Origin of the sequence: Aminobacterium sp. (assembly GCF_034926885.1) — a bacterium.
Lineage (GTDB): Bacteria > Synergistota > Synergistia > Synergistales > Aminobacteriaceae > Aminobacterium.
Genome location: NZ_JAYFQR010000012.1, coordinates 43,103 through 66,785, shown reverse-complemented (window position 1 = coordinate 66,785; position 23,683 = coordinate 43,103). Strand labels below are relative to the sequence as shown.

Annotated in this window: 22 protein-coding genes; 8 read left to right on the top strand and 14 right to left on the bottom strand. The window is 41.4% G+C overall.

The window, feature by feature from the left end:
* A partial coding sequence (locus tag VB083_RS05885; RefSeq protein ID WP_416242165.1) for a hypothetical protein occupies positions 1 to 309 on the bottom strand: 309 nt, incomplete at its 3' end.
* Positions 310 to 319: 10 nt separating this feature from the next.
* Positions 320 to 1,453, bottom strand: coding sequence for a tetratricopeptide repeat protein (locus VB083_RS05880; RefSeq protein ID WP_213695844.1), 1,134 nt, complete (start codon positions 1,451 to 1,453; stop codon positions 320 to 322).
* 144 nt (positions 1,454 to 1,597) lie between these two features.
* Between VB083_RS05880 and VB083_RS05875 the strand changes: the two genes are divergently transcribed.
* A complete protein-coding gene (locus VB083_RS05875) occupies positions 1,598 to 2,389 on the top strand; it encodes a hypothetical protein (RefSeq protein ID WP_213691673.1) in 792 nt (263 codons plus the stop codon).
* A gap of 54 nt (positions 2,390 to 2,443) precedes the next feature.
* Entirely contained in the window at positions 2,444 to 3,433 is a 990-nt protein-coding gene (locus VB083_RS05870) for a lipoate--protein ligase (RefSeq protein WP_213691672.1), read from the top strand.
* Here VB083_RS05870 and VB083_RS05865 read toward each other — a convergent pair.
* Genes VB083_RS05865 through VB083_RS05855 form a run of 3 tightly spaced genes read right to left on the bottom strand, consistent with a single transcriptional unit; the run spans position 3,420 to position 7,290 of the window.
* Entirely contained in the window at positions 3,420 to 4,532 is a 1,113-nt protein-coding gene (locus VB083_RS05865; RefSeq protein ID WP_213691671.1) for an ABC transporter ATP-binding protein, read from the bottom strand. The genes VB083_RS05870 and VB083_RS05865 overlap by 14 nt on opposite strands.
* A 4-nt stretch (positions 4,533 to 4,536) precedes the next feature.
* Complete coding sequence (locus tag VB083_RS05860) at positions 4,537 to 6,231, bottom strand: ABC transporter permease (RefSeq protein ID WP_213695846.1); 1,695 nt, start codon at positions 6,229 to 6,231, stop codon at positions 4,537 to 4,539.
* Positions 6,232 to 6,279: 48 nt separating this feature from the next.
* Entirely contained in the window at positions 6,280 to 7,290 is a 1,011-nt protein-coding gene (locus VB083_RS05855) for an ABC transporter substrate-binding protein (RefSeq protein ID WP_213691669.1), read from the bottom strand.
* Between the two features lie 346 nt (positions 7,291 to 7,636).
* Here VB083_RS05855 and VB083_RS05850 point away from each other — a divergent pair, with 346 nt between their 5' ends.
* Genes VB083_RS05850 through VB083_RS05825 form a run of 6 tightly spaced genes read left to right on the top strand, consistent with a single transcriptional unit; the run spans position 7,637 to position 14,366 of the window.
* On the top strand, positions 7,637 to 8,644 hold the full coding sequence (locus tag VB083_RS05850; RefSeq protein ID WP_213691668.1) for a lipoate--protein ligase: 1,008 nt from the start codon (positions 7,637 to 7,639) through the stop codon (positions 8,642 to 8,644).
* Positions 8,645 to 8,665: 21 nt separating this feature from the next.
* A complete protein-coding gene (gene gcvT / locus VB083_RS05845; RefSeq protein ID WP_213691667.1) occupies positions 8,666 to 9,757 on the top strand; it encodes a glycine cleavage system aminomethyltransferase GcvT in 1,092 nt (363 codons plus the stop codon).
* A 24-nt stretch (positions 9,758 to 9,781) separates the two neighbouring features.
* Complete coding sequence (gene gcvH / locus VB083_RS05840; protein ID WP_213691666.1) at positions 9,782 to 10,183, top strand: glycine cleavage system protein GcvH; 402 nt, start codon at positions 9,782 to 9,784, stop codon at positions 10,181 to 10,183.
* Positions 10,184 to 10,187: 4 nt separating this feature from the next.
* Positions 10,188 to 11,534 carry an aminomethyl-transferring glycine dehydrogenase subunit GcvPA gene (gcvPA, locus tag VB083_RS05835; RefSeq protein ID WP_213691665.1) on the top strand — a complete coding sequence of 449 codons (1,347 nt, stop codon included), beginning with the start codon at positions 10,188 to 10,190 and terminating at the stop codon, positions 11,532 to 11,534.
* On the top strand, positions 11,531 to 12,997 hold the full coding sequence (gene gcvPB, locus VB083_RS05830) for an aminomethyl-transferring glycine dehydrogenase subunit GcvPB (RefSeq protein ID WP_213691664.1): 1,467 nt from the start codon (positions 11,531 to 11,533) through the stop codon (positions 12,995 to 12,997). The genes gcvPA and gcvPB overlap by 4 nt, the downstream gene beginning before the upstream one ends.
* 16 nt (positions 12,998 to 13,013) lie before the next feature.
* Entirely contained in the window at positions 13,014 to 14,366 is a 1,353-nt protein-coding gene (locus VB083_RS05825; protein ID WP_323401856.1) for an NAD(P)/FAD-dependent oxidoreductase, read from the top strand.
* Between the two features lie 72 nt (positions 14,367 to 14,438).
* Here VB083_RS05825 and lpdA read toward each other — a convergent pair whose 3' ends face one another.
* The 9 genes from lpdA to VB083_RS05780 all read right to left on the bottom strand — a co-directional run bounded on the left by lpdA (position 14,439) and on the right by VB083_RS05780 (position 23,643).
* The gene (gene lpdA / locus VB083_RS05820) at positions 14,439 to 15,899 is read right to left on the bottom strand and encodes a dihydrolipoyl dehydrogenase (RefSeq protein WP_213691662.1); all 1,461 of its coding nucleotides are present in this window, start codon (positions 15,897 to 15,899) and stop codon (positions 14,439 to 14,441) included.
* A gap of 27 nt (positions 15,900 to 15,926) precedes the next feature.
* Positions 15,927 to 17,273 (bottom strand): dihydrolipoamide acetyltransferase family protein, encoded by a 1,347-nt coding sequence (locus VB083_RS05815; protein ID WP_213699852.1) that lies wholly within the window; start codon positions 17,271 to 17,273, stop codon positions 15,927 to 15,929.
* Between the two features lie 22 nt (positions 17,274 to 17,295).
* Complete coding sequence (locus tag VB083_RS05810; protein ID WP_213691660.1) at positions 17,296 to 18,594, bottom strand: TRAP transporter large permease; 1,299 nt, start codon at positions 18,592 to 18,594, stop codon at positions 17,296 to 17,298.
* 12 nt (positions 18,595 to 18,606) lie between these two features.
* Positions 18,607 to 19,077: a TRAP transporter small permease gene (locus VB083_RS05805; RefSeq protein ID WP_213691659.1), complete on the bottom strand. Its 471-nt coding sequence runs from the start codon at positions 19,075 to 19,077 to the stop codon at positions 18,607 to 18,609.
* 84 nt (positions 19,078 to 19,161) lie between these two features.
* A complete protein-coding gene (locus VB083_RS05800; protein WP_213691658.1) occupies positions 19,162 to 20,235 on the bottom strand; it encodes a DctP family TRAP transporter solute-binding subunit in 1,074 nt (357 codons plus the stop codon).
* 135 nt (positions 20,236 to 20,370) lie between these two features.
* Positions 20,371 to 20,847, bottom strand: a complete 477-nt coding sequence (locus VB083_RS05795) for a PPC domain-containing DNA-binding protein (RefSeq protein ID WP_213691657.1) — start codon at positions 20,845 to 20,847, stop codon at positions 20,371 to 20,373.
* Between the two features lie 11 nt (positions 20,848 to 20,858).
* Entirely contained in the window at positions 20,859 to 21,836 is a 978-nt protein-coding gene (locus VB083_RS05790) for an alpha-ketoacid dehydrogenase subunit beta (RefSeq protein ID WP_213691656.1), read from the bottom strand.
* A gap of 8 nt (positions 21,837 to 21,844) precedes the next feature.
* Positions 21,845 to 22,849: a pyruvate dehydrogenase (acetyl-transferring) E1 component subunit alpha gene (gene pdhA, locus VB083_RS05785; RefSeq protein ID WP_213691655.1), complete on the bottom strand. Its 1,005-nt coding sequence runs from the start codon at positions 22,847 to 22,849 to the stop codon at positions 21,845 to 21,847.
* A 164-nt stretch (positions 22,850 to 23,013) separates the two neighbouring features.
* Positions 23,014 to 23,643 (bottom strand): GntR family transcriptional regulator, encoded by a 630-nt coding sequence (locus VB083_RS05780; RefSeq protein WP_213691654.1) that lies wholly within the window; start codon positions 23,641 to 23,643, stop codon positions 23,014 to 23,016.
* Positions 23,644 to 23,683 lie beyond the last annotated feature (40 nt).

Sequence of the window (23,683 nt, the reverse complement as noted above, 5' to 3'; positions counted from 1 at the left end):
AACGGGAATTGACGAAACAGCTTTACCTGCAGCAAAGTCACCTACCTGTTGCATCGCCTTTTTGTAGTTGCCTTCGAGAACACTCTGCCCAATGGATGCCAGCGCCGACGTATCGGAAGCTATTCCCAAAACCTGCGGGGAGGAACCTAAAAACGTCGTCACAAAATCATTGGCGGTTGCTATCGGATCTGGCTGAAACTCTTCTATCTGCGAAGAATGTGACGACAGTGTCTCTCCACATACCACTGACGAACTCGCTATAAAACATATACACACAATAAGAAGAACGATGCCCTTTCTTGAAATCATCCTCTTCCTCCTACTGATTTAAAAGAGCCTTTAACTGATCGGCAAGTGAAGAGTTAAGGGATCTAAGATTTTCAACTTCATTCACTGCCTTCTCCTTTTCTCCCTTTAAAGCCCAAACCAAGCCTAAACCAAAGTGAGGTTCTGCATATTGAGGCGCCAATGATATGGCTTCTTCAAAAGCCTTCACCGCCTCCGAATACTTTTTTAAACCAATGCGAGCCAACCCCAGATTATTTAAAGCCATAGGGAATTGTTTTTTTAATGAAAGAGCTTCTTGGGCAGCTTCTTCTGCAAGAGAATACTGCTTCGTACGAACATAAAGAGAACTCAAGTTGTTCCATGAATAAGAATAACGTGGCTCAATCTCTATAGCTTTTTTAAAGGCATCAATGGCTTCTTCCGTTTTTCCAAGCTGAGCTCGTGCAGTTCCAAGATTATAATATGCTAGATAGAATTGAGGATTAAGTTCTATCGCCTTCTGATAGTAGGCTATTTCTTTTCCACGATCCCCTTTTCGTCCCCATAAAGCCCCCAGATTAAAATGAGCTTCAGCATGAGAAGGGGCAAGTTCTACAGCTTTTTCATATGCTTTAAATGCCGCATCATACTTTTTTTGTCTGCCAGAAGTAACTCCGAGCATAAAAAACCCCTCTCCCCATTTGGGGGCAAGTTCCGTTGTCTTTTTAAACCACTGTTCTGCTTCTTTCATATTTTTTCCCTGAAAAAGAGCGCGCCCTTTACCATAGGTCAAAGCAAAAGAATCAGGAGCAATTTTTAAGCCCTGAGAATATAAGTCTGTAGCTTTATCATTTTCTTTTCTCAAAAGATATATATTCCCTAAATTTATATAAGCACCAGAATAAGATGGTTTTAGCTTTATTGTCTCCTGATAGGCTACTATTGCCTCATCTGTTCTATCAAGCTTTTCTAAAGCTACAGCCATATTATAATAAGCTTCAGGATAATCTTGACGGGCTTCAATAGCTCTCTGAAAAGTAAAAACTGCCTTTTGATATTGCCCAGCCTCAGCAAAACGCATCGCTGTCGCAAAATATTTGCTTGCTTGATCAGATGCAAAAATCGCAAAGGGGAAAACGGATAAAAACAAAAGAGATAAAAAAAATCGGGGGACCCTTCTTTTCATATACATGGGGTGTTCCTCCTCTTCGAAAAGTTAAATATTTTTATTTATTCTACTATTTCTTTTTTATATGCAAAAGAGGAACTGACATCAAAAAAGAATACGTGCTAAAATCAGTTTCCACATTGGAGAAAGGAGAATCGATAAATGAACTTTGCAGTATTCGACCTTGAGACAAACGGGTTAAAGGGTAGTTCTGTTGTTTCAGCCTCTTCCATAGTTTTTGATGATAGAGGGTATATTCGAGATATTTTCAACCGATTCTACTTTCCTACCGAAACTCCTGACATGGCTACAGAAAAAATTCATGGATTAACTGTGGAAAGAATTCATTGGTTTAGGCAGGCAGAATCCTATCCTCTTTATTTTCTTGAAGACATTAACGCCCTTCTCTCCTTTTGGAAAAGATGGCATGTATCTGGAATTATTGTTCATAACTTGGCCTTCGATACTTCTTTTCTCCCTAAAGAAGCAGTAAAGATGTGGAAATGGTGGTGTTCTATGTTGGGACTTACAACTTGGTGCGCCATTCCTAATCCGCGCAACGCAAAACTTTACAAATGGCCACGTTTAAACGAAGCGAAGATGAAAACTATTTCTCGACTTAAAACGCCAATTATCGTCAGAGAAATAGAAGAAAGTATACCGGCAGAGATGGGACATTACTCCCTTAGTGACTGTCTCGAACTGTATGGAATTTTCATGCGCGTGTGGAGTTCAGAACCAGAACTCGTTTCATTTAAAGCTTACAAGAATCAATACTTTAAGCCACAAGAAGAGCACTACACCATGCCTTTTCCAACTCAACCTGACTGTTTTGTTATACAGGGCCTTAAGTTTGCAGAAGCAATCGCGCGTATTGCCAACCTCACAGAATATTCATTTCAATTACAGACTCTTATCAACCGCTATGCGTCACTTCATGCCCCACTCGAATAAAGTCAATAAAGGTCAGGCTTTATAAGCACTTTATTAGTCTATGGAGGTATAGGAATGTATTATATTGAGAATAATAGTGTCAACCCCCGTTACAATTTAGCATTTGAAGAATACGTATATTCTCTACTATCTACATGTCAAGAAAAATTTATTCTTCTTTGGCGTAATGAGCCATCTATCATTGTAGGACGATTCCAAAACACGGCAGGAGAAATAAACGCTCCTTTTGTAAAAGAGAATAATGTTAACATTGTTCGACGTATTACAGGAGGTGGAGCTGTGTATCATGATCTTGGTAACCTCAATTATACTTTTGCCGTTCCTAACGATTCCGAGAATCCCTTTGATTTTCAAAAACATACGCAACCAATTATTGATGTATTGCAAAGCCTTGGCGTAAAAGCTGAGTTCAATAGCCGAAATGATCTCTCAATCGACGGGAAAAAATTCTCAGGGAATGCACAACATATGGATAAAAAAAGACTACTCCATCATGGAACACTTCTTTTCAACTCAGATCTTGATGTTCTCTCTCAAGCGCTGAATGTTTCAGAAGACAAATTTATTTCTAAGGCTGCAAAATCTGTTCGAAGCCGTGTGACAAATATCCTTCCGTGGCTTCCCCGTAAAATAACCATAGAAACATTTCGAAACGCAATTCTAGATCAAATGGATAAAAAAGAAGGTGTGAAAACATATCCTCTCACCCAAGATGATCATAAGAAAATAAAGAAACTTATGGAAGACAAATACAACACATGGGAATGGAATTGGGGGAAATCCCCCGAATATACAGAAAAAAAGAGCCATCGCTTTGATGCAGGGAAGGTTGAAGCCTACTTCAACATCAAAGAAGGGACAATCATTGGCTGCCAATTTTTCGGAGATTTCTTTGGTGACGAAAACATTGACGTTTTGGAAAATCATCTTTTAAACTGTCCCTATGAAGAAAGCGCTCTGAAGGAGAGGCTATCTTCCGTTCTTGTCGAAAAGTATTTTGCAGCTATACCAAAAGAGGAAATTGTCTCGTTTATCTGCTGTTAGAAAGGTCAGGAGTTTCACATAAGATGTGAATAGCTTCTTCTTTACACCGAATAAACACGGTTTCGCCTATTTCAAAAAGATCTGGAGTCATGGGGTTCACAGTATGAACAATGAGATTTTCACTGAAATATTCGTTGTGAACCTCTATTTCATATTCGATGATTGTACCTAAAAACGTTCTGCGGATAATTCTACCCCTATCGTAAATGTTACTCTCCTCAGTGATATGGCCTATTATGAGAGACTCGGGGCGTAATGCTGCAATGAGAGTATCATCAACACTACATCCAGATGGCATTTCCGTTACCTGTAAGGTCGCTCCTCCTATCTGTACACACCCCTTGTCTTTGATACGAACCGGCATAAAATTGACCTTACCAATAAAAGCAGCGACAAAAGAGTTTGCCGGCCTCGCATATAGATCAAAAGGTGTTCCAATCTGCACTATTCGCCCTTTGTTCATAACGACAATACGGTCTGAAATGCTCATGGCTTCTGCTTGATCGTGTGTAACATACACACTTGTAATTCCCAGTCTTTTTTGCAAATTCCGTATTTCTATGCGCATTTGTTCTCTCAATTTTGCATCAAGGTTAGAAAGAGGTTCATCAAAAAGAAGAAGGGCGGGTTCCATAACTATGGCTCGTGCTAAAGCGACCCGTTGCTGCTGACCTCCTGAAAGTTGGCTCGGTTGCCGAGATTCCAATCCTGTTAACCCCACTAAATCAATAACTTGTTCCATCTTCTCTTCTATCTCTTTTTCTTTTATCTTTTTAAGGCGAAGACCAAAAGCAATATTCTCATAGACGTTAAGGTGGGGGAAAATAGCATAGGATTGAAAGACCATAGTAGCATTCCTTTGATTGGGGGCCACATTGTTCACTCTCTCTTCACCAAAGAAGACGTCGCCAGAAGTAGGATCCTCAAAACCAGCAATCATTCGAAGTAACGTTGTTTTACCACAACCGCTAGGTCCTAATAGAGTTACTAGCTCTCCCTCCCCAACAGAAAGATTGACGTGATCGACAGCAACTACTCTATTTGATGGATCATCGAAACTGCCAAATTCTTTAACTAGATTATTTATATTAAGTTCCATGAACTTACAGCTCCTTTGAAATCTCTATGGCTTTCATCCCACCCGCTCTGCCTGAAACAAGACGGCTTATAATAACAATTGCGCAAAGAACAATTACGACAAGAATCACACTAAAAGCGGCCGCTACACCTAAACGCCCCGACCCAACCTCGTTAAGAATCTGAACTGTAAGCAAGTTCCATCGTGCAGAAACAAGGAAGATTGCAGAACTAATAGCTGTCATGGCACGAACAAAAGCAAAAACAAGCGCGGAAAAAAAGGCTGGCGCAATAAGAGGCAAAGTTATCTTCCTAAAGGTAGTTACTCCATCTGCCCCCAGATTCTGAGCAGCCTCCTCTATGGCTGGATCAATCTGTCGCAATACAGCTATTCCTGATTGAATACCCACAGGGATATAACGGAAAATAAAGTTAAGCACGAGAATGGCCAATGTTCCGATAAGAAGAAGAGGCGGTTTGTTGAAGGCCAAAATATACCCAATACCCACAACTGTTCCCGGCACAGCAAAATTTAAAATAGAAACAAATTCAATCGTACCCTTTCCAGGGAAACGCTGTCGAACAACAAGGAAGGCAATAAGCATACCGAGAAGTCCTGAAATAGGTGTAGATAAGAGGGCAACAATCAACGTATCTTTTATCGTTTCGAATCCAACACTCAAAGCATAGAGAAAATGTTTAGCAGTCAAAGAAAAGTCATATCCCCACACATTTATCATTGCGCCAACAAAGATTGTGCCATAAAAAAGGAGTACGAAGAGGGCAAATGCAACAACAAAGGATTGCAAAACTTTTCGAGCACCTCGGCTAACAAGCTTTGACGATGAAGCTACAGGTTTACCTGTTATTGTCGTATATTGTCGTTTTTCAAGGTAATAGCGCTGTATTGCAAAAGCTGTAATAGACGGAAGAAGCAAGACTACCGCCAACGCCGCTCCCAAAGGAAGGTTAAATGACCCCGTAATTTCCAGATACGCCTGTGTAGAAAGCATGGGGAAACGGCTCCCTGCCAAAACGAGAGGATTTCCAAAATCAGCGAGAGATTCAATAAAAACAACAAGAAAGGCACTGGCTATTCCAGGAAGACTCAGAGGTAACGTTACCTTCCAAAATGTTTGCATACGAGATGCTCCAACATTCATAGCTGCATCCTCCAACGTTGGATTCAACGACTCCAATACCCCCCTTAACGTTAGATACGCAACTGGAGCGAATGTAAAAATCTGCGAAAGAAGTACACCTTTAAAACCATATATGCTGAAATTTTTTAAACCTAAAACACCCTTGGTGATAAGACCGTTTGCTCCGAAGAGCATCAAGATAGCAAGGGAACTTGTAAAAGGAGGCGAAATTATAGGCAAAATGAAGAGCACGTGTAAAAATTTCTTCGCTGGAATTGTCGTTCTGGTAACAGTAAAAGCAGCTATATAACCTATAAAAACACCAACACATCCTGTTGCGGTCCCCACAAGAAGACTATTTTTTAATGCATTTCGCAAATAGCGAAAAGTAAAGAAACGATGGTAGTTTTGTAAAGAATAAAGTCCTTCCTGAGATTGAAAACTTTTGATCAACACTGAAATAAGGGGATAAAGAACAAAAAGAATAAGTGATAAGGCAACCCCTCCAACTAACAGGGCAAGAAGGGGATCACGCCATAGGAGTCGCAGTTCTCTCTTTGCTCTACGTAAATACGACATACAATCCTCCTAAACAAAAGGGGGCTGAGGAGAACCAGCCCCTTTTGTTTACTGTCCTAAAACCTCTGTAACCCAACGATCAATAAGACGTCCCTTCTCCTGGGCTGCTTTTTCTCTGTCATAATCAATAAGTTTTATTTCAGAAAGAGAGGGAAGCCCTTCTCCCGCAGTAACATCACTTCGTACAGGGAAAAAGTATGTTTTATTTTCGCTGAGAGATTGTTGTCCTTTTCTAGATAATATCCAGTCAATGAGTTTATGTGCGCCTTCTTTATTTTTAGCTCCTTTGATAATTGATAAGGCTGCAGCTTCATACCCTACTCCCTCTTTGGGGAAAATAACCTTTGCTGGGAAACCTTCATCAACAAGCTTGAGAAATGCAGGAGTAAACTGAATGGCCACTTTTGCTTCTTTAATGGCTAAATTTTTACTCGGGCCCGTTCCGCTCTGTGTATATGTCTGGATATTGGGATTAAGAGCTTTCATATAGGCAAAAGCCTCATCTTCTCCATAAATACTTATTAAGGTCATCATAATAGCAAAAGCTGTTCCTGAAGATTGAGGTGATGGCATTTGAATCGTCCCCTTGAACCCTTCGTGTTTTAAGTCTTCCCAGGATTCTGGCATTGGGAGATTTTCAGATTTCAAGGCATCTGGAAGAACACCTATACCAATAGGATTCATATAGAAAGCATGCCAAAAACCTTCTGTATCCTTAAAATTATCAGCAAGGTCAGTAGCTTGGGGAGAAAGATAGGGTTCTGTAAGACCTCTTTCCTTAGCTACAATATGATTTTCACTCGGCGCACCAAACCATACGTCAGCTTGTGGATTTGCCTTTTCCGCTTCAAGACGGCTTAATGCCGGGCCTGAAGATAAGAATACCATCTGTGTCTTTATGCCTGTGTCTTTTGTAAAAGTCTCTAAAATATGGCGGGCATTCTCTTCGTCAACACTTGAATAAATAATAAGATCTGCGGCAAAAGCATGAAGAGGCGATAGGCATAATGCAATAATCGCAATACCAAGAAATGTAAAACTTAAAAATTTACGTTTCATGAAACTCCCTCCTTTAGCCGATATCTAAAATACTTCTACAGTTTTGTAATTCAATATAGCACAGAACGATCTCTTTTCTTTTTTCTGAATTTTTCTACTAGAAATTGTACCATTGACTTTGCAACAATATTCGATAGACTGTAGGGTACAAAATGAATATAAGCGAGTTGAGTCTATTTCTATATGCACAAAAGACTCAATGAGGCGCCGAAGGGACATTATACAAGTCATCTGGACAACGGCCAGGCTTCAAGATGATTATTATGAATTGTCTCTAGAGGGGATCGGAGCCTGCAATGGACATATTTATGTCTATTGTAGGCTTTTTGTTTCGGGAGGTGCCACCATGCTCAAAGTTAAGACATTTTTCGCAGAATCTCCTTTTTTCGATCCATGGATCAACTTGGCTTTCGAGGAACATCTTCTCTCGTTGCTCTCTCGTCATGATGTAATTTTATACCTCTGGCAAAATGAACACACTGTCGTTATTGGCCGAAATCAAAATGCATGGAAGGAATGCCGTACTAGCCTTCTGGAAAAAGAAAAAGGGACTTTAGCTCGTCGATTATCTGGTGGCGGAGCGGTTTACCACGACTTAGGAAATTTAAACTTTACATTTCTTGCTTCTCATCTCAGTTACGATTTCATTCGACATATCAAAGTTCTTGTTGACGCCTTCAGATCTATTGGAATCCCCGCCTCTTTCAGTGGTAGAAACGACATTCTAGTACATGGCAGAAAAATTTCAGGGAATGCTTTCTATCAAGGTAAACTCGGTCGATATCATCACGGCACAATCTTAGTTGACGTTGACTTAGAAAAAATGGTTCGATATTTACAGCCACCTGCTGCTAAACTGAAGGCTAAAGGAATAGACTCCGTAAAATCTCGTGTTGCGAACCTCAAAGAATTTAATGAATCTCTTTCCATTGATGTAATAAAAAAAGCAATTTTTACCTCATTTCTAAAAGAATACGGAGGAGAAGGATCTCCTATTTCTCTGAAAGATCTTGCTCTGAAAGATAACGTTCAAAAACTTTATAAAAAATATAGCAGTCAACAATGGATTTATGGGAATTCTCCTGATTTTGACGTGCAATTGGAACATCATTTTGATTGGGGACACGTAGATTTCGGTTTCCACGTTAAAGAAGGAATGATCTCTCACTGTCAACTCTATTCTGATGCTATGGACGGTGACCTTATTGCAAGCATAGCGCCCCTTCTGCACGAGGTCCCCCTAAATGGACAGGCTCTTGCAGAAAGATTACGAAATAGCTTCCCTCATTCTATCCCCCAGGAAGCTCACGATATAGCATTCTGGTTTGAACATAACTGGACAAACATGTTTTAAGCATAAAACGGAGGTGAGATTGTGAGGAAAACAGCATTTTATGAGAAACATATTGCGCATAGCGGAAAAATGGTCGATTTTGGCGGCTGGGAGTTACCTGTGCATTATGAAGCAGGTATTGTCGAAGAACATAAGAGGGTCAGATCTGCAGCCGGCCTTTTTGACGTCTCTCACATGGGCGAGGTACGAGTTACTGGACCTAAGGCAGAAGCCTGGCTTCAAAACATGATGAGCAACGATATCACAATCATGGAGGAAGGACAGGTCATTTATACATTCATGTGCTACCCCAATGGAGGAGTAGTTGACGACCTTCTCGTCTACAAAGTTTCTACAGAAAATTATTTTCTTGTGATCAACGCATCCAATACTGAAAAAGATGTTCTTTGGCTTCATGATCACGTCTCGGAAGGGGTGCATGTTGAAAACTTATCTCCCCAATACAGTGAATTGGCTCTGCAGGGACCTAAAGCAGAAGAAATCCTGACGAAAATTACAAACTTTGATGTTGCAAGCCTGGGTTTCTTTAGATTTGTAGAGAATGTCAATGTAGCTGGTGTAAATGCACTTGTTTCACGAACTGGATACACAGGAGAAGATGGATTCGAAATCTATATTCCTTGGGATGAAGGCGCGAAGGTTTGGGATGCCATTATGGAAGCAGGCCAAGATTTTGGAATTTTACCTGCTGGTTTGGGATGCAGAGACAGTCTTAGATTCGAAGCGGGGCTTCCCCTCTACGGTCATGAATTAGCCGCCCATATTACCCCACTTGAAGCGGGGCTGGGATTCTTTGTAAAGCTGGATAAACAATTTATCGGTCGAAATGCTCTTGCCGCTCTTAAGGAAAATGGCGTACCTCGAAAAATTATTGGCCTTGAAATGATTGATAAAGGAATCCCGAGAGAGCAATACGAAGTGAAAGCTCAGGGTAGAACTGTGGGAAGAGTAACAACTGGAGGCTTCTCTCCAAGTCTTGATAAGAGCATTGCATCCGCTCTTGTAGAGGCTCCATTCGTCAACGAAGAGGAAATGATTATTGTTATTCACGGGAAAGAAAAGAAAGCTAAAAAAGTAAAAAGACCCTTCTATCAAAAACATTACAAACGTTAAAAAGAGAAAAGGAGGTAATTAATTATGGCAAAGGTATTGAAAGATATTAAGTACACAGAAAGTCACGAATGGGTGAAAGTAGAAAACGGAAAAGCTCGTATTGGTATAACCGACTATGCCCAGCATGCTATGGGCGATATTGTTTACGTTGAGCTTCCAGAAGAAGGCTCTGATTATTCTGCAGGTAGCGATCTTTGCGTTGTCGAGTCAGTAAAAGGAGCCAATGATGTCTACGCTCCCATAAGTGGTACTGTAACCGAAAACAATACAGAGCTGGAAGATTCTCCTGAACTCCTTAATGAAGATGCATACACCAACTGGATTACCATTATTGAAATGTCCGATACATCAGAACTTGATAATTTACTTGACTGGGAGGCTTATGAGAAGCTGTGTGACAGCCTCGAAACAAAAGAGGGGGCATAAACTCATGGCACGTTATATTCCGAACACTGAGAAACAGCAAAAGGAAATGCTCCAGACTATCGGTCTATCTTCAATTAAAGATCTTTTTGCCGATATTCCGGAGTCTATACTGTTGTCACGAGATTTGCACATTCCTGCTGCTCTTTCCGAGATGGAACTAAGCAAAGAAATTTCTTCCATGGCTGCCAGAAATGCCAGTGCTGATAAATATACCTTCTTCTTAGGGGCAGGCATATACGACCATTTTATTCCTACTGTCGTTAATCATCTTGCAAGCCGGCAGGAATTTGTAACAAGTTACACACCCTACCAGCCTGAAGTAAGCCAGGGAACCCTTCAGACTATTTTCGAATACCAGACAATGATATGTGAACTAACTGGTATGGACGTATCGAATGCTTCTATGTACGATGGGGCATCTGCTATGGCAGAAGCTGCATTCATGGCTGGCACTGCCACCAAAAGAAATGAAATTCTCGTTGCCCGTTCTGTTCACCCTGAAAGCAGAATCGTTCTCGAAAGCTATGCACCCTATCAACATTTAACTGTTAAAGAAATAGGTTTTAAAGACGGACGCCTCGACATAGACGAATTGAAACAAGAACTCTCATCAGAAACAGCGGCTGTCATCGTTCAAAATCCAAACTTCTTTGGAACACTAGAAGATCTTGAAACAATAGGAGAAATTACAAAAAATGCCGGAGCTCTTTTTGTTGTTGCTACAGACCTCATGGCTCTGGCCATTTTGGAACCTCCAGTAAAATATGGTGCAGATATAGTTATTGGTGACGGGCAACCTATGGGTAATACTATGAATTTTGGCGGCCCTGGATTTGGATTCTTCGCCGTAACCAAAAAATACATGCGAAAAATGCCGGGAAGAATTGTGGGACAAACTGTAGACAGAAATGGCAATACTGGTTACGTCCTCACACTTCAGGCACGAGAACAACATATTCGACGTGAGAAAGCAACATCAAATATCTGTTCTAACCAAAACCTTAATCTTGTTATGGCGACAATTTATATGACTCTCATGGGAAAAGAAGGATTGCGAGAGGTTGCCGAAACATCTCTTCAGAAAGCGTTCTACACGAAAAAACTTCTTACTGAGACGAGTAAATTCAAAGCTACCTTTGATACCCCCTTCTTCAGAGAATTTGTTGTCACATCAGAAGAAGACCCCACGTTATTAAATAAACGACTTTTCAAAGAGGGGATCATCGGCGGTTTCGATCTCTCCTGTCACTATCCAGATCTGAAAAATGGCTGGCTCGTTGCTGTTACAGAGAAACGTACGCAGGAAGAGATTCAACGTTTTGTCAAAATAGCAAGGGGGGATCAGGCATGATTCGACTTGTGCCTCCTATTTTTGAAACAAGCGTACCAGGAAGAAAAGGATACTCTCTTCCTGAAATAGATGTGCCTTGCGAGAAGCTGGAGAGTCTGATTCCTGAAGGCATGCTCAGAAAAGATAAAGCTGAATTGCCAGAAGTAAGTGAAGTAGATGTTGTTCGTCACTTTACTCGTCTCTCTCAACTGAACTTCGCTGTAGATGAAGGCCTCTATCCTCTCGGTTCATGCACGATGAAATATAACCCGAAATTAAACGAGGATATGGCAAAGCTGGCTGGATTTACAGGAATCCATCCATTGCAAGATCCGACAACAGTTCAAGGAGCTTTGGCTCTCATGTATGAACTCTCTGAAATGCTGGCGGAAATAACCGGAATGAAAGCAGTATCGCTTCAACCGGCAGCAGGAGCTCATGGAGAGCTCACCGGAATAATGATCATTAAGGCATATCATGAGAACAGAAGCGATACGAAACGAACTAAAATGATCGTGCCTGACACAGCCCACGGTACAAACCCAGCATCTTCATCTGTTGCTGGCTTTGAAGTTGTAGAAGTAAAATCCAATGAACGAGGCAATGTGGATCTTGAAGCTTTGAAGGCTCTCATGTCAGACGAAATTGCTGGCATTATGCTCACAAATCCAAACACCCTTGGCCTATTTGAGGAAGAGATTCTTGAAATAGCCAATGTCATTCATAACGCCGGCGGACTTTTGTACTACGATGGGGCTAACGCTAATGCCATTCTCGGAAAAACACGTCCCGGTGATATGGGATTTGATGTAATTCACCTTAATCTGCATAAATCCTTCAGTACTCCCCATGGAGGTGGCGGCCCTGGTGCAGGCCCTGTAGGAGTGTGCGAAAAACTCGTCCCCTTCCTGCCCGCTCCACTTATTATCAAGAAAGATGATACATACGAATTCGATTATGATCGTCCGCTATCTATCGGTAAAGTACGCTCTTTCTACGGAAACTTTGGCGTTCTCGTACGGGCATATACGTACATTCGCACCATGGGACCGGAAGGTCTTCGATCTGCGGCAGAAAATGCAGTTCTTAACGCAAACTATGTGCAGGCCCTGTTGAAAAAGCACTACATACTTGATTTTGATCGTATTTGCAAACACGAATTCGTACTCTCAGGCAAAAAACAGCATAACCAATACGGAGTCTCTACTTTAGATATAGCTAAACGTCTTATCGACTACGGATTCCATCCACCCACAGTCTACTTCCCTCTCATTGTCGAAGAAGCTCTTATGATAGAGCCTCCAGAGAGTGAAAGCAAAGAGGAGCTAGACGCTTTTACACAGGCTATGATTTCCGTAGCAAATGAAGCTGAAGAACATCCGGAAACCTTTAAAGATGCTCCTTATAAAACGGTGGTTTCTCGACTTGACGAAACACTAGCTGCTCGAAAACCCGTCTTACGTTGGACTCCAGAAGAGGAGTAACATTGGAGGTGGATGCATGTACGATGTTATCGTTTTAGGTGGAGGGCCCGGAGGAAACAAAGCCGCAGAATTAGCTGCTAAAAGTGGTCTGAAAGTTGTAATGATTGAAAAAAGCCGTCTTGGCGGTACCTGTCTGAATCGTGGTTGTATTCCTACGAAAACCTACTTTGCCAGAATAGTGGGCGGTCATGGTTCCATTGAAGAGATGTGGGATTACAAGGAACGTATTGTAGAAAAATTACACGATGGCATATCGACTCTCATGAAAATGTCAGGAGTCGAAATTATACGCGGAACAGGTGAAATCACCAGCACTGGCGAAACTAAAATTATTTCTATAGAAACTAAGGATGGCCTGCGGCAAATCGAAGGGAAAAATCTTATTATAGCAACAGGAGCACGTTCCCTTTCTATGGACTTTGAAGGATCGGCGCTTCCCGGCATCATTACCGGAGATTACGCTGTTACTTATCCCGAGCTGTGGAAATATCCCGAATGCAATGAAGTAGAATCCGTAGCCGTTGTAGGAGCCGGCGTCATAGCTGTTGAGCTTGCAGTTCTTCTGAAACGTATGGGGAAAAACGTTACGATTCTCAAACATTCCGACCAGGTTCTTCGTCGATCTGATAAGGACATAAAAAAGAAACTTATCCAATCTCTTAAAAAAATGAAGATTACGATGATCGACTATTTTACGCCGGAAAAGGCAACTCAGGAAGAAACATCCATTAAGCTTCATGGCTCTACACCTAAAGGTCCTGTTGATATCCAGTGTGATCGTCTTATTCTGGCGTCAAGCATGATTCCTATTCTCGATGGTTTCGGGCTAGAAAAAACCGCTATAGAATACTCTAGGAAAGGCATCAGGGTAGATAAAAATATGCAAACTAATATTCCTGGAATATACGCCATAGGAGATGTCACTGGTGGAATGATGCTTGCTCATCTTGCTGAATACCACGCGTTGAGCGCAGTGGAACATATTCTGGGTCGAGAGTATGTTATCAACCCCGATCATATTCCATGGTGTGTTTTTTGCGATCCCGAAATTGCTGTGGCCGGCATAACCGAAGATGAGGCTGAAGCTCGAAATATTCCCATAAAAGTCGCCAGAGCCTATTTCTTGGGTAACGGTATGGCACAAGCTCTGAATCATACTGACGGTTTTGTCAAGGTAATAGCATCTAAAGATGATGATCGCTTACTTGGAGTTCATATTATGGGCCCAGAAGCATCTTCTCTCATAGGTGAAGCAGCCCTTGCTGTAGCTCAAGGGATGAAGGCGAAAGAAGTCGCTAGAACAATTCACCCCCATCCCACTTTAACAGAATGCTTTAAAGATGCTCTCTTCCGCCTGGAAGAAGAATAAAAATTAGAGCAAAACACAATAAAAAGAGCCGGAGAATGTATCTTTACCTCCGGCTCTTTTCTTTCTTTTCTGCTATTTTTTAGCAGGAAGATGAAGAGCCCTGTTAAGAGCTGCTAAAGCTCCTTCTCCCAAAGCTTCTCCTACTGTGGGATGAGCATGAATCGTTGAAATAATTTCTTCTGCTGTTGCTTCCAGTCGAAGAGCTAATGCGCCTTCCACAATAAGATCCGTCGCTCTCGGACCTATAATATGAACCCCGAGTATTTCATTGTATTTTTCATCTATAACATACTTCACCAAGCCATCGATATCATTCATTATGACGCACTTTCCATTATTCACCAATGGGAAACGTCCTACTTTTATCTTGTACCCTTTCTCGATAGCTTGTTTTTCTGTAAGCCCAACAGATGCAATCTCAGGAGATGTGTAAATAGCACTTGGAACTGTTTTGTAGTTCATGATAACTGTTTCGCCCATTATATTTTCGGCGGCGACTAGACCTTCATGAGTTGCAACATGAGCAAGCATAATCGGAGAAGCACAATCTCCGATTGCATAAATGTGACTTACACTTGTGCAAAGGTGGCTATCTACTAAAATTCTACCTCGCTCAGTCTTTACCCCCGCTTTTTCAAGCTCAAGACTTCCCGTTACGGGGCGGCGACCCACAGAAACGAGGACTTTGGCTGCTTCAATCGTTAACGAGCCATCAATATTTTCTACACTAACAGAAAGGCTATCACTGCTTGACCATACTTTCGTTACCTTGGAAGATGTATAGAATTCCACACCTAAACGCCCTAAAACCCCTTTTATTATCGGAGCCAGCTCTTCATCAATATTTGGAAGAACGTCAGGTAACATTTCCACAACAGTCACTTTTGTACCTAAAGAGGCAAAAATAGAAGCGAATTCCATGCCAATAACTCCGCCCCCCACAATGACCATAGATGTTGGAATCTCATCGAGACTCAGCGCTTCATTGCTTGTAATAACACCAGGAAGATCAAAACCTGGTATTGGCGGAATAACAGGTTCGGAACCAGTCGCCACTATAAAATTATCACCCTCCACAACCATTTCCCCACCTGCATTTAACTGTACACGGACTGCACTTGGAGAAACAAAAGCAGCCTCGCCTTCCACTACATCTACTCCATTGGATTTCAGAAGTATGCCAACTCCGCCTGTCAATTGCTTCACTACATCTTCTTTTCGTTTCATCAAAGTATTCCAATCAACAGATACATTGTCAGCTATAAGTCCCAACGAAGCTCCTGCCTTAATGGCCGTATATAGCTCAACGGTGTGCAACAAAACTTTGGTGGGAATACACCCAATATTTAGGCATACTCCGCCAAGGCGTTTTTTTTCAATAACAGTAACATGAGCTCCCAATTGCGCAGCTCGTATAGCGGCTACATAGCCCCCCGGGCCACCCCCTATAACAACTATACGTTTTTTCCCGTCAGAAATTGTTCCTTCATTCATCGTTAAGCCCAGTTTCGGCATTGTTATTGTATGTGCCATAATCTGCTGCAAACCTCCTCTTGGTACCTACAAAAGCAGCAGGTAGGGATTTTCTATAAGTTCTTTAACTCTGACCAAAAATTTAGCTGCATCTGCACCATCTACGAGACGATGATCAGCTGTAAGACATAACATAGAAATAGGACGAACCTGAATTTCTCCGTCTATCACCATTGGTCGATCAACAATAGCATTCACAGCCAAAATGCATGCCTCTGGAGGATTTACAATTGGCGTAAAGCTATGCATTCCGAACATTCCCAAATTCGAAATAGTAAAGGTTCCACCTTGCATCTCTTCAAGTTCCAGCTGATTTTCTCGAGTTCGAGCTACCATATCATCTGTTTCGGAAGCAATTTGCAACAGAGACTTTGCCTGAACAGCCTTCACGTTGGGAACGACAAGACCGCCCTCTACAGCAACTGCCAAACCTATATTGACATTGCCATGTAGAATAATTTCCTGGCCATCAAGACTCGCATTCGCCATAGGATATTCGGTGAGGACCTGGGCACATATTTTCATTAAAATATGATTGTAGGAAATTTTTACATCTTGTTTTAAAGCTGCTTCTTTTATATTCTTTCTTAAAGAAATAAGAGCAGAAAAATCCACTTCCATGTTGTAGGTCACTGTAGGTATGGTTGTAGTAGAAAGAAGCATTCTCTCTCCAATAACCTTCCTCATATTTGTTAAAGGAATACGGCGATCTTCAGCGGGAAAAACATAGCGAGCAGGAGTAGAAGCTGCGGTTTTGCCTTGAGAAGCAAAAATAACATCTTCTTTCATAATACGTCCCTGCTTCTCTATGTCGATAAGGTTGACTCCCAAATCGGCAGCCATACGCTCTGCAACAGGAGATGCCTTTACTTTTGAAGAAACAGACACACTTTGAACAAAGGCAATAACGTCTTTTTTAACGATACGACCTTCCGGACCGGTTCCTTCTACAAGAGAAATATCCACTCCAAAATCTTTTGCCGTTTTTTTCGCCAGAGGAGATGCTTTGATAAAACCTTTTGTCTCGCTCTTTTTTTCCTGCTCAGCATGTACATCAAAAGAGGAAGAATTTTCTTGCCGAGTCTCCTGAGGCTTTTGTGACTCTACTTCACCGAGAAGAGACATATAATCTTCTCCCTCTTCGCCAATCACAGCCAAGGGCGCTCCCACTTTTACATCTTCATTTAGTGCCACAAGAGTTGCCAATAAAACGCCTTCTTCTGGAGCTTCTACATCAAATGTCAGTTTATCTGTTGCTGCTACAAACAGAATCTCACCTTTACCAACAGCGTCTCCTTCCTTCTTCTTCCATTCTGATACAGAGCCACTGTTCATAGTGAGTCCCAATTTAGGCATTGTAACCAATGTAGCCATAATAAACCTCCTTCCAACTTATTTAATAAAGATTAAAAGCCTTAGGTAAGAACGTAGAAAGTGACGGGAAAAGCATAATGACGATAAGGGCCAATATAGAGGCGAAGACAAGGGGCATAGCCGGCTTGCTTATTTCTTCTATAGTGAGATTACTTATATTAGCTCCCACGTACAGGTTAACGGCAACAGGAGGAGTAACCTGTCCAATAGCCAGATTGACAGTCATAACAACACCAAACCATATAGGGTCCCAGCCGAAGTGGCTCATAATAGGAATAAGTATGGGCAAAAAAACGTAGTAAATAGAAATAGCGTCAAGTACCATTCCGGCTAAAAGCAAAATAACGTTGATGAGAAGTAATATAACCAGTGGATTATCAGAAAGGGTCAAGAGAAAATTGGCAGCTTTATCTATAAGACCAACAGTGGCGCCAACCCATGAAAATAACCCTGCACATGTTACAACAATCATAACAACAGCTGTTGAAATTACACTTGAGACAAGAATATCGTACATAACCCGACGAGTTATGGTTTTATAAATGAACACTCCCACAAAAAGACCGTAAAAGACAGCCACTGCAGCAGCTTCTGTAGGAGTAAAGATACCCCCATAAATACCGCCGAGAATAATTACAGGAGTCAACAATCCCCATAGTGATTCTTTAAATGCTCTCACAAGAGCTTTTCTGCCTCCTCTTGCCTCACCACGATAGCCATGTTTTTTACTGATTAAGTAGACAAAAAGCATCATAAACAGAGCAACGACAATTCCCGGGAAAACTCCTGCGGCAAAAAGAGCACTTACAGATGTCTCTGTAACAACGCCATATACAATAAATGCTATGCTCGGTGGAATAACTATAGCTAAACCAGAAGAAACTGACACAACAGCAGCTGAAAATGCTTTATCATATCCGGCTGCAGCCATACCTGGGATAAGAATCAGACCAAGAGCTGCCACTGTTGCCGGACCAGAACCGCTTACCGCCCCCCAGAAAGTAGCAACGCCAACCGTTGCAATGGCGAGTCCGCCTGTAACAGAACCGACCAATTCCTTAATGAGATTAATTATTCGTCCGGCAATCCCTGCTTTCTCCATAATGACGCCTGCCAATATAAAGAAGGGAATAGCCAAAAGAGGGAACTTTGCAATACCTGCATAAAAATTGTAGGAAATCATTTGATGCCCTAATCCCCAGAACCATGAAACGAAGAGAGCTGCCCCTCCAAGAGCAACAGCTATAGGGAATCTCAATAAAAGAGGTATTATAAAAATGATAAGTGCCCATAATGCGGGGTCTTTAAATATTTCAGACATGATAAGCCCCCCTTAAACCTGATGATTTCTGAATGTTTGAATGGAATGCTGTAAAAGACGTACAATAATAAGCACAGAAAAAATTGGTGTAGCTATGGTATATATCCAGACTGGTATATCCAGTGATTCTGTGGTTACGTCCAGTGCAATCTCATCCAAAACTTCAATATATCCGTAATAAGCCAGAACTGCGAAAAACATAATGGTTGCTGCTGTGGAGCATATAAAACAAACTTTTCGCGCTTTTGGAGCCAACCTTTCGTATATGAAGGTCATGCTTAAATTGGCTCCTTGTTTAAAGGCCATAGACGTTCCCAACATAACAAGCCATACAAAGAGGTTGACTTCAATTTCCTCAGTAAAAGAGAGGGGGTATTTTATAAAATAGCGAGTGACAACATTGATAAAAGCTATGCTGACCATAATCATCAACATTGCCGCTCCAACGAGCTCTTCAAAGTGATTCCATACTTTTTTCAGCATAAGGCCAACAATCCCTTCCTTTTTCGAAAAAGAGGAGGAAAAGGGTCTTCCTCCTCCGCCATTTTCACTCTGAAACCGTAGCAGTTACTTTACAGTTGCCATATCCTGTTCAGCGGCTTCTACCAAATCTTTACCAATCTTATCTTTCCATGTATCGAAAACAGATTTTGTCTTCTCAACAAAGACATTAACCTGATCGGCACTTAACTTCGTTATGGTCATACCTTGCTCTTCAAGGTATTTATATGGTTCGGTAACCTCTGGAAGTTCACCCGTTTCTTTGAGATAAGCTATTGAAGAGCCATCGTCAAGACCAACCCGAGCAAGGGCCTTTTGATATTTGGAAGCCTCTTCAACACACTCCATAAGCATTTTCTGATCTTCGGGGCTAAAAGATGACCATATCTTATTGTTTACAGCGTACATAAGTGGGTCGACAACATAGTGCCAATCTGTAAGGTATTTATGAAATTCAAATACTTTATAAGGAAGGATAACTGAGTTAACGGGGTTCTCCTGACCATCGACAACGCCCTGCTGGAATGCTGTTACTGCTTCTCCCCAGTTCATATTGATGGGGTTAGCACCCAGAGCCTTGAAAATATCGAGATAGAGAGGGCTTCCTACTACGCGTATTTTCATTCCAGCCATATCATCAGGGGTTACGATAGGTTTAATGCCATTTGTAAGCTCCCGGAAACCATTTTCTCCCCATCCAAGAACAGTAACTCCTTTTTTCTGAAGAGCATCAGAAATTATCTTACCTGCTTTTCCCGCCTCTATTGCATCAAGAGCTTTATAGGGATCGGGCTGACTTGAAATAAAGAAAGGAAGAGCAAACAAGTTTAACTCTGTTGCCTGAGGCGACCAGTTAATTGTAGAAGAGAGAGCAAAATCAGCTGCTCCATTTCGAACAATCATAAACTCAGAAGTCTGTTTCCCAGCCATAAGCTGTGCAGAATAGTAAACCTTAACATTGATCTTTCCACCTGATTTCTCAGCAACGAGATCGGCAAATTTTCCTGCGCCCTTTCCCCAGGCACTCTGTGCTGCTACGTTAACACTCATTTTGTATTCGTCTTTATAAGCTGCAAGAGCAGGAATGGAAAGCCCACAAATCAAAACCACCAAGGTTACAACAGCAATCAGTTTACGCATTCTTTTCCCTCCTGTTAGAGATGTAATGGGTATTCCTCAATTCTGTAACCTGTACCGCTACCACATTTTTCCCCTTTTTCGGTTATTTCACCCCCTGCTAATATCTAGTTAGCCTTATTGTTTCTAGTACAACAATCACTTATTGTTCTTTGAAGTAACTTTAAAAAGAGTAAATCTCGTTTCCTCATCGAAAGAACGCAACATCTGTACATCGGAAAAAACATTGATCACAACTTCAACTGTAGCTAAAACCTTATTATGTCCAGAATCAACAATATGCCCCGCCAGGGGGTGCATATCTTCACCCGCCACTACTCCATGTAGATGAATAGACAATTCTCCCTCTTCGTTTTTCCCAATAATTCCCTGTGCACCTACAAATTCAAGAGGACCAATAATTTCTACCGGATCAAGGTAATGAGCCTGTCCCCCTGGGGAATCTTCTGTTACACAAACTAATGTGGCACTCTCAAGACTGCCAATCATGGTGCAAATACTTCCTGATTCGATATTCTTTTCACGGCAAAGGGCTTCCAAAGATTCAAAGATATCTTCCTCCGGACCAAAACGAGCCACTATCATTTGAGATAAACCTGTAGAAAGAGCTTGCACAATACTTCTCCTTACATCATTCTCTTAACAGCTTCGCATATTTTGTCTGCTGTAATTCGGTAAGCCTGTTCCAATGGACGAGCAAAAGCAATTGGCGTAAAGGGAGCACCAATACGAACTATTGGAGCATCAAGATAATCAATACCTTCCTCCGCGACAATAGCTGCAATTTCTCCCCCTACTCCTCCCTGCTTTACAGCCTCATGAGCTATGGCAAGACGACTGGTTTTTGCTACTGAATTCAAAATGGTATCTTTATCTATAGGTGAAATAGTTCTAAGATCAATCAACTCTACGCTTATTCCTTCCTTCTCAAGTTTCGAAGCCGCTTGAATAGCCAGATTCATTGTTAAGGAATATGAAACGAGAGTCACATCGGTCCCCTCTTTTACAACTTTAGCTTTCCCGATAGGAGTAAAATATTCCTCTTCAGGAACGTCTCCTTTCATACTGAAAAGAGCCTTATGCTCAAAATAAATAACAGGATTATCATCACGTATGGCAGACTTCAAAAGTCCCTTGGCGTCAGCTGGATTAGATGGAATAACAACCTTTAGTCCGGGAATATGCTGAAACCACGCCTCAACACTCTGCGAATGCTGAGCTGCCGCCTGGTTTATTAAGCCGTCTGGTGCACGAAGAACCATTGGAAGGGTCTTTTGGCCGCCAAACATATAGTGAACCTTGGCCATCTGATTAAAGACCTCATCCATACACACGCCAATAAAGTCTGCAAAGTGCATGTCTGCTATCGGTCTCATGCCGGCAAGAGCGGCTCCTACAGCAGCACCAACAATGGCTGTTTCGGTGATGGGAGTATCTCTTACACGATCCGCACCGAACTTGGCAGGGAGTCCTTTAAACTGACCAAAAATACCCCCTTGTCTGACAATATCTTCGCCCATGACAAAGACGGTTTCATCGCGGGTCATTTCCTCATCCATAGCTTCCAAAGTTGCTTGAGAAAAACTAATGTTTTTCATTGTCATCCACCGCCTTATACATATAGATCTTCGAAAAGTTCAGAAGCATCTGGCTCTGGGGATTTTCGAGCAAAATCAACTGCTTCCTCGATTGCCTGTTTAACAGCTTCTTCAAGAGAAATAAAATCTTCTTCGGACATGACACCAGCTTTAATTGCTTTTCCCTTAAAACAAGGGATGGGATCTGTTTCATCAAAAACTTTCTGAACCTCTTCTTTGGTTCTATACTTTTCAGGATCCCCAACAAAGTGACCTTTGATGCGATAAGTTTTTGCTTCAAGCAAGGCAGGCCCCTCTCCTTTGCGGGCTCTTTCTATAAGTTCTTTAGCTGCTTCATATACAGCAAAGACATCGTTGCCATCAACAATAATTCCAGGCATATCGTATCCTTGTGCACGATCAGCAATATCTTCAACTGAAGTAGTTGTTCTATAAGGTGTTGTCGAGGCCCATTGGTTATTTTCACAGACAAAAAGAACCGGGAGCTTCCAGACTGCCGCCATATTGGCTGCTTCGTGGAATGTCCCCCGGTTCGATGCTCCATCTCCAAAAAAGACAACTGAAACACCATCTGTTTTTTGCATTTTTTGAGCTAAAGCTGCACCTGTCGCAAGAGTAAAACCGCCACCTACAATGCCATTTGCGCCAAGCATACCCACACTGAAATCTGCAATATGCATAGAACCGCCCTTACCTTTGCAATAACCTGTTTTTTTACCAAAAATCTCAGCCATCATTCGATTCAGGTCGGCACCTTTGGCTATTGTATGTCCATGGCCTCTATGGGTGCTTTGAATGTAATCCGTTTTTCTAAGATTAGCCATAACCCCAGTAGCAACGGCCTCTTCTCCGATATACAAATGTACAAAACCTGGTATCTCTCCTGCAAAAAAGAACTCTTCAACTTTTTCCTCAAAGTGACGGATTTTTACCATCGTTTCGAAGAAAAAATGAAGGGTCTCTTTGTCAAAGTCACCGATGGGAATAGTAGGTTCTCTCCGAACCGCTTTTGCACACATACGGAACCCTCCTCTTAACTTTTACAAATTAAACTGATTATATTAATTTAGTTAAAACATACTGTCTTTTGTTTTTTATGTACATATCTTGAAATGTATACCTTATATTTGTATAAAGAGAGTGTGAGCTTCAGTAAAAAATAAAGGAACTAAAGATAAGGAGGTTATGACATCAAATTTTTTTTACCTGTAAGCATATGTAAATGCATTGCTTCTGCCGCCATTACCGGATCATTTTTGCGAAGGGCATCTACAATATCGCAATGTTGGCGAAATGAGCGTTCAACTGTTCCTGGACCTTTTAAAACATTTACACCTACAGAAAAAAACCGATCTTGCACTCGTTTTGAGGTAGAAATAATAAGTGAGTTGGAATAAACATGTAAGAAGTAATCATGGAAATCACGATCATAGTTAAGATATTCTGCCACGTCGTCTTTTTCCATTGCCAGTTTCTGATATGACAAATTTCGATCAATTTCCTTGAAATGTTCATCTGTTAAAAGAGGAAAAACATTTTTTATGACAAATTCTTCTATGGCCATACGCAAATCAAATATTTCGTTAGCTTCAAGAAGAGTCACATCTCGCAATACAATGCCCCTGTTAGGGAAAATTTCTATGAAACCTTCCATCTGAAGGCGTTGTAACGCTTCTCTGATAGGAGTACGACTCATGTTCAATTTTTCAGCAAGGGAGTTTTCAGAAATATCATAGGACTTCATATACTCTTTATCGAGAATCAACTTTTTTATTTCTTCATACGCTATATCCTTTTTTTTCATCCTTACCATGAGATTTCCCCCTCAATGGTTTTAAAAAGCTTGCATACAA

Coding starts and splice junctions, on each gene's coding strand:
- VB083_RS05880 (WP_213695844.1), bottom strand. CDS start 1,453: ATGAAAAGAAGGGTCCCCCGATTTTTTTTATCTCTTTTGTTTTTATCC.
- VB083_RS05875 (WP_213691673.1), top strand. CDS start 1,598: ATGAACTTTGCAGTATTCGACCTTGAGACAAACGGGTTAAAGGGTAGT.
- VB083_RS05870 (WP_213691672.1), top strand. CDS start 2,444: ATGTATTATATTGAGAATAATAGTGTCAACCCCCGTTACAATTTAGCA.
- VB083_RS05865 (WP_213691671.1), bottom strand. CDS start 4,532: ATGGAACTTAATATAAATAATCTAGTTAAAGAATTTGGCAGTTTCGAT.
- VB083_RS05860 (WP_213695846.1), bottom strand. CDS start 6,231: ATGTCGTATTTACGTAGAGCAAAGAGAGAACTGCGACTCCTATGGCGT.
- VB083_RS05855 (WP_213691669.1), bottom strand. CDS start 7,290: ATGAAACGTAAATTTTTAAGTTTTACATTTCTTGGTATTGCGATTATT.
- VB083_RS05850 (WP_213691668.1), top strand. CDS start 7,637: ATGCTCAAAGTTAAGACATTTTTCGCAGAATCTCCTTTTTTCGATCCA.
- gcvH (WP_213691666.1), top strand. CDS start 9,782: ATGGCAAAGGTATTGAAAGATATTAAGTACACAGAAAGTCACGAATGG.
- gcvPA (WP_213691665.1), top strand. CDS start 10,188: ATGGCACGTTATATTCCGAACACTGAGAAACAGCAAAAGGAAATGCTC.
- gcvPB (WP_213691664.1), top strand. CDS start 11,531: ATGATTCGACTTGTGCCTCCTATTTTTGAAACAAGCGTACCAGGAAGA.
- VB083_RS05825 (WP_323401856.1), top strand. CDS start 13,014: ATGTACGATGTTATCGTTTTAGGTGGAGGGCCCGGAGGAAACAAAGCC.
- lpdA (WP_213691662.1), bottom strand. CDS start 15,899: ATGGCACATACAATAACAATGCCGAAACTGGGCTTAACGATGAATGAA.
- VB083_RS05815 (WP_213699852.1), bottom strand. CDS start 17,273: ATGGCTACATTGGTTACAATGCCTAAATTGGGACTCACTATGAACAGT.
- VB083_RS05810 (WP_213691660.1), bottom strand. CDS start 18,594: ATGTCTGAAATATTTAAAGACCCCGCATTATGGGCACTTATCATTTTT.
- VB083_RS05805 (WP_213691659.1), bottom strand. CDS start 19,077: ATGCTGAAAAAAGTATGGAATCACTTTGAAGAGCTCGTTGGAGCGGCA.
- VB083_RS05800 (WP_213691658.1), bottom strand. CDS start 20,235: ATGCGTAAACTGATTGCTGTTGTAACCTTGGTGGTTTTGATTTGTGGG.
- VB083_RS05790 (WP_213691656.1), bottom strand. CDS start 21,836: ATGACAATGAAAAACATTAGTTTTTCTCAAGCAACTTTGGAAGCTATG.
- pdhA (WP_213691655.1), bottom strand. CDS start 22,849: ATGTGTGCAAAAGCGGTTCGGAGAGAACCTACTATTCCCATCGGTGAC.
- VB083_RS05780 (WP_213691654.1), bottom strand. CDS start 23,643: ATGGTAAGGATGAAAAAAAAGGATATAGCGTATGAAGAAATAAAAAAG.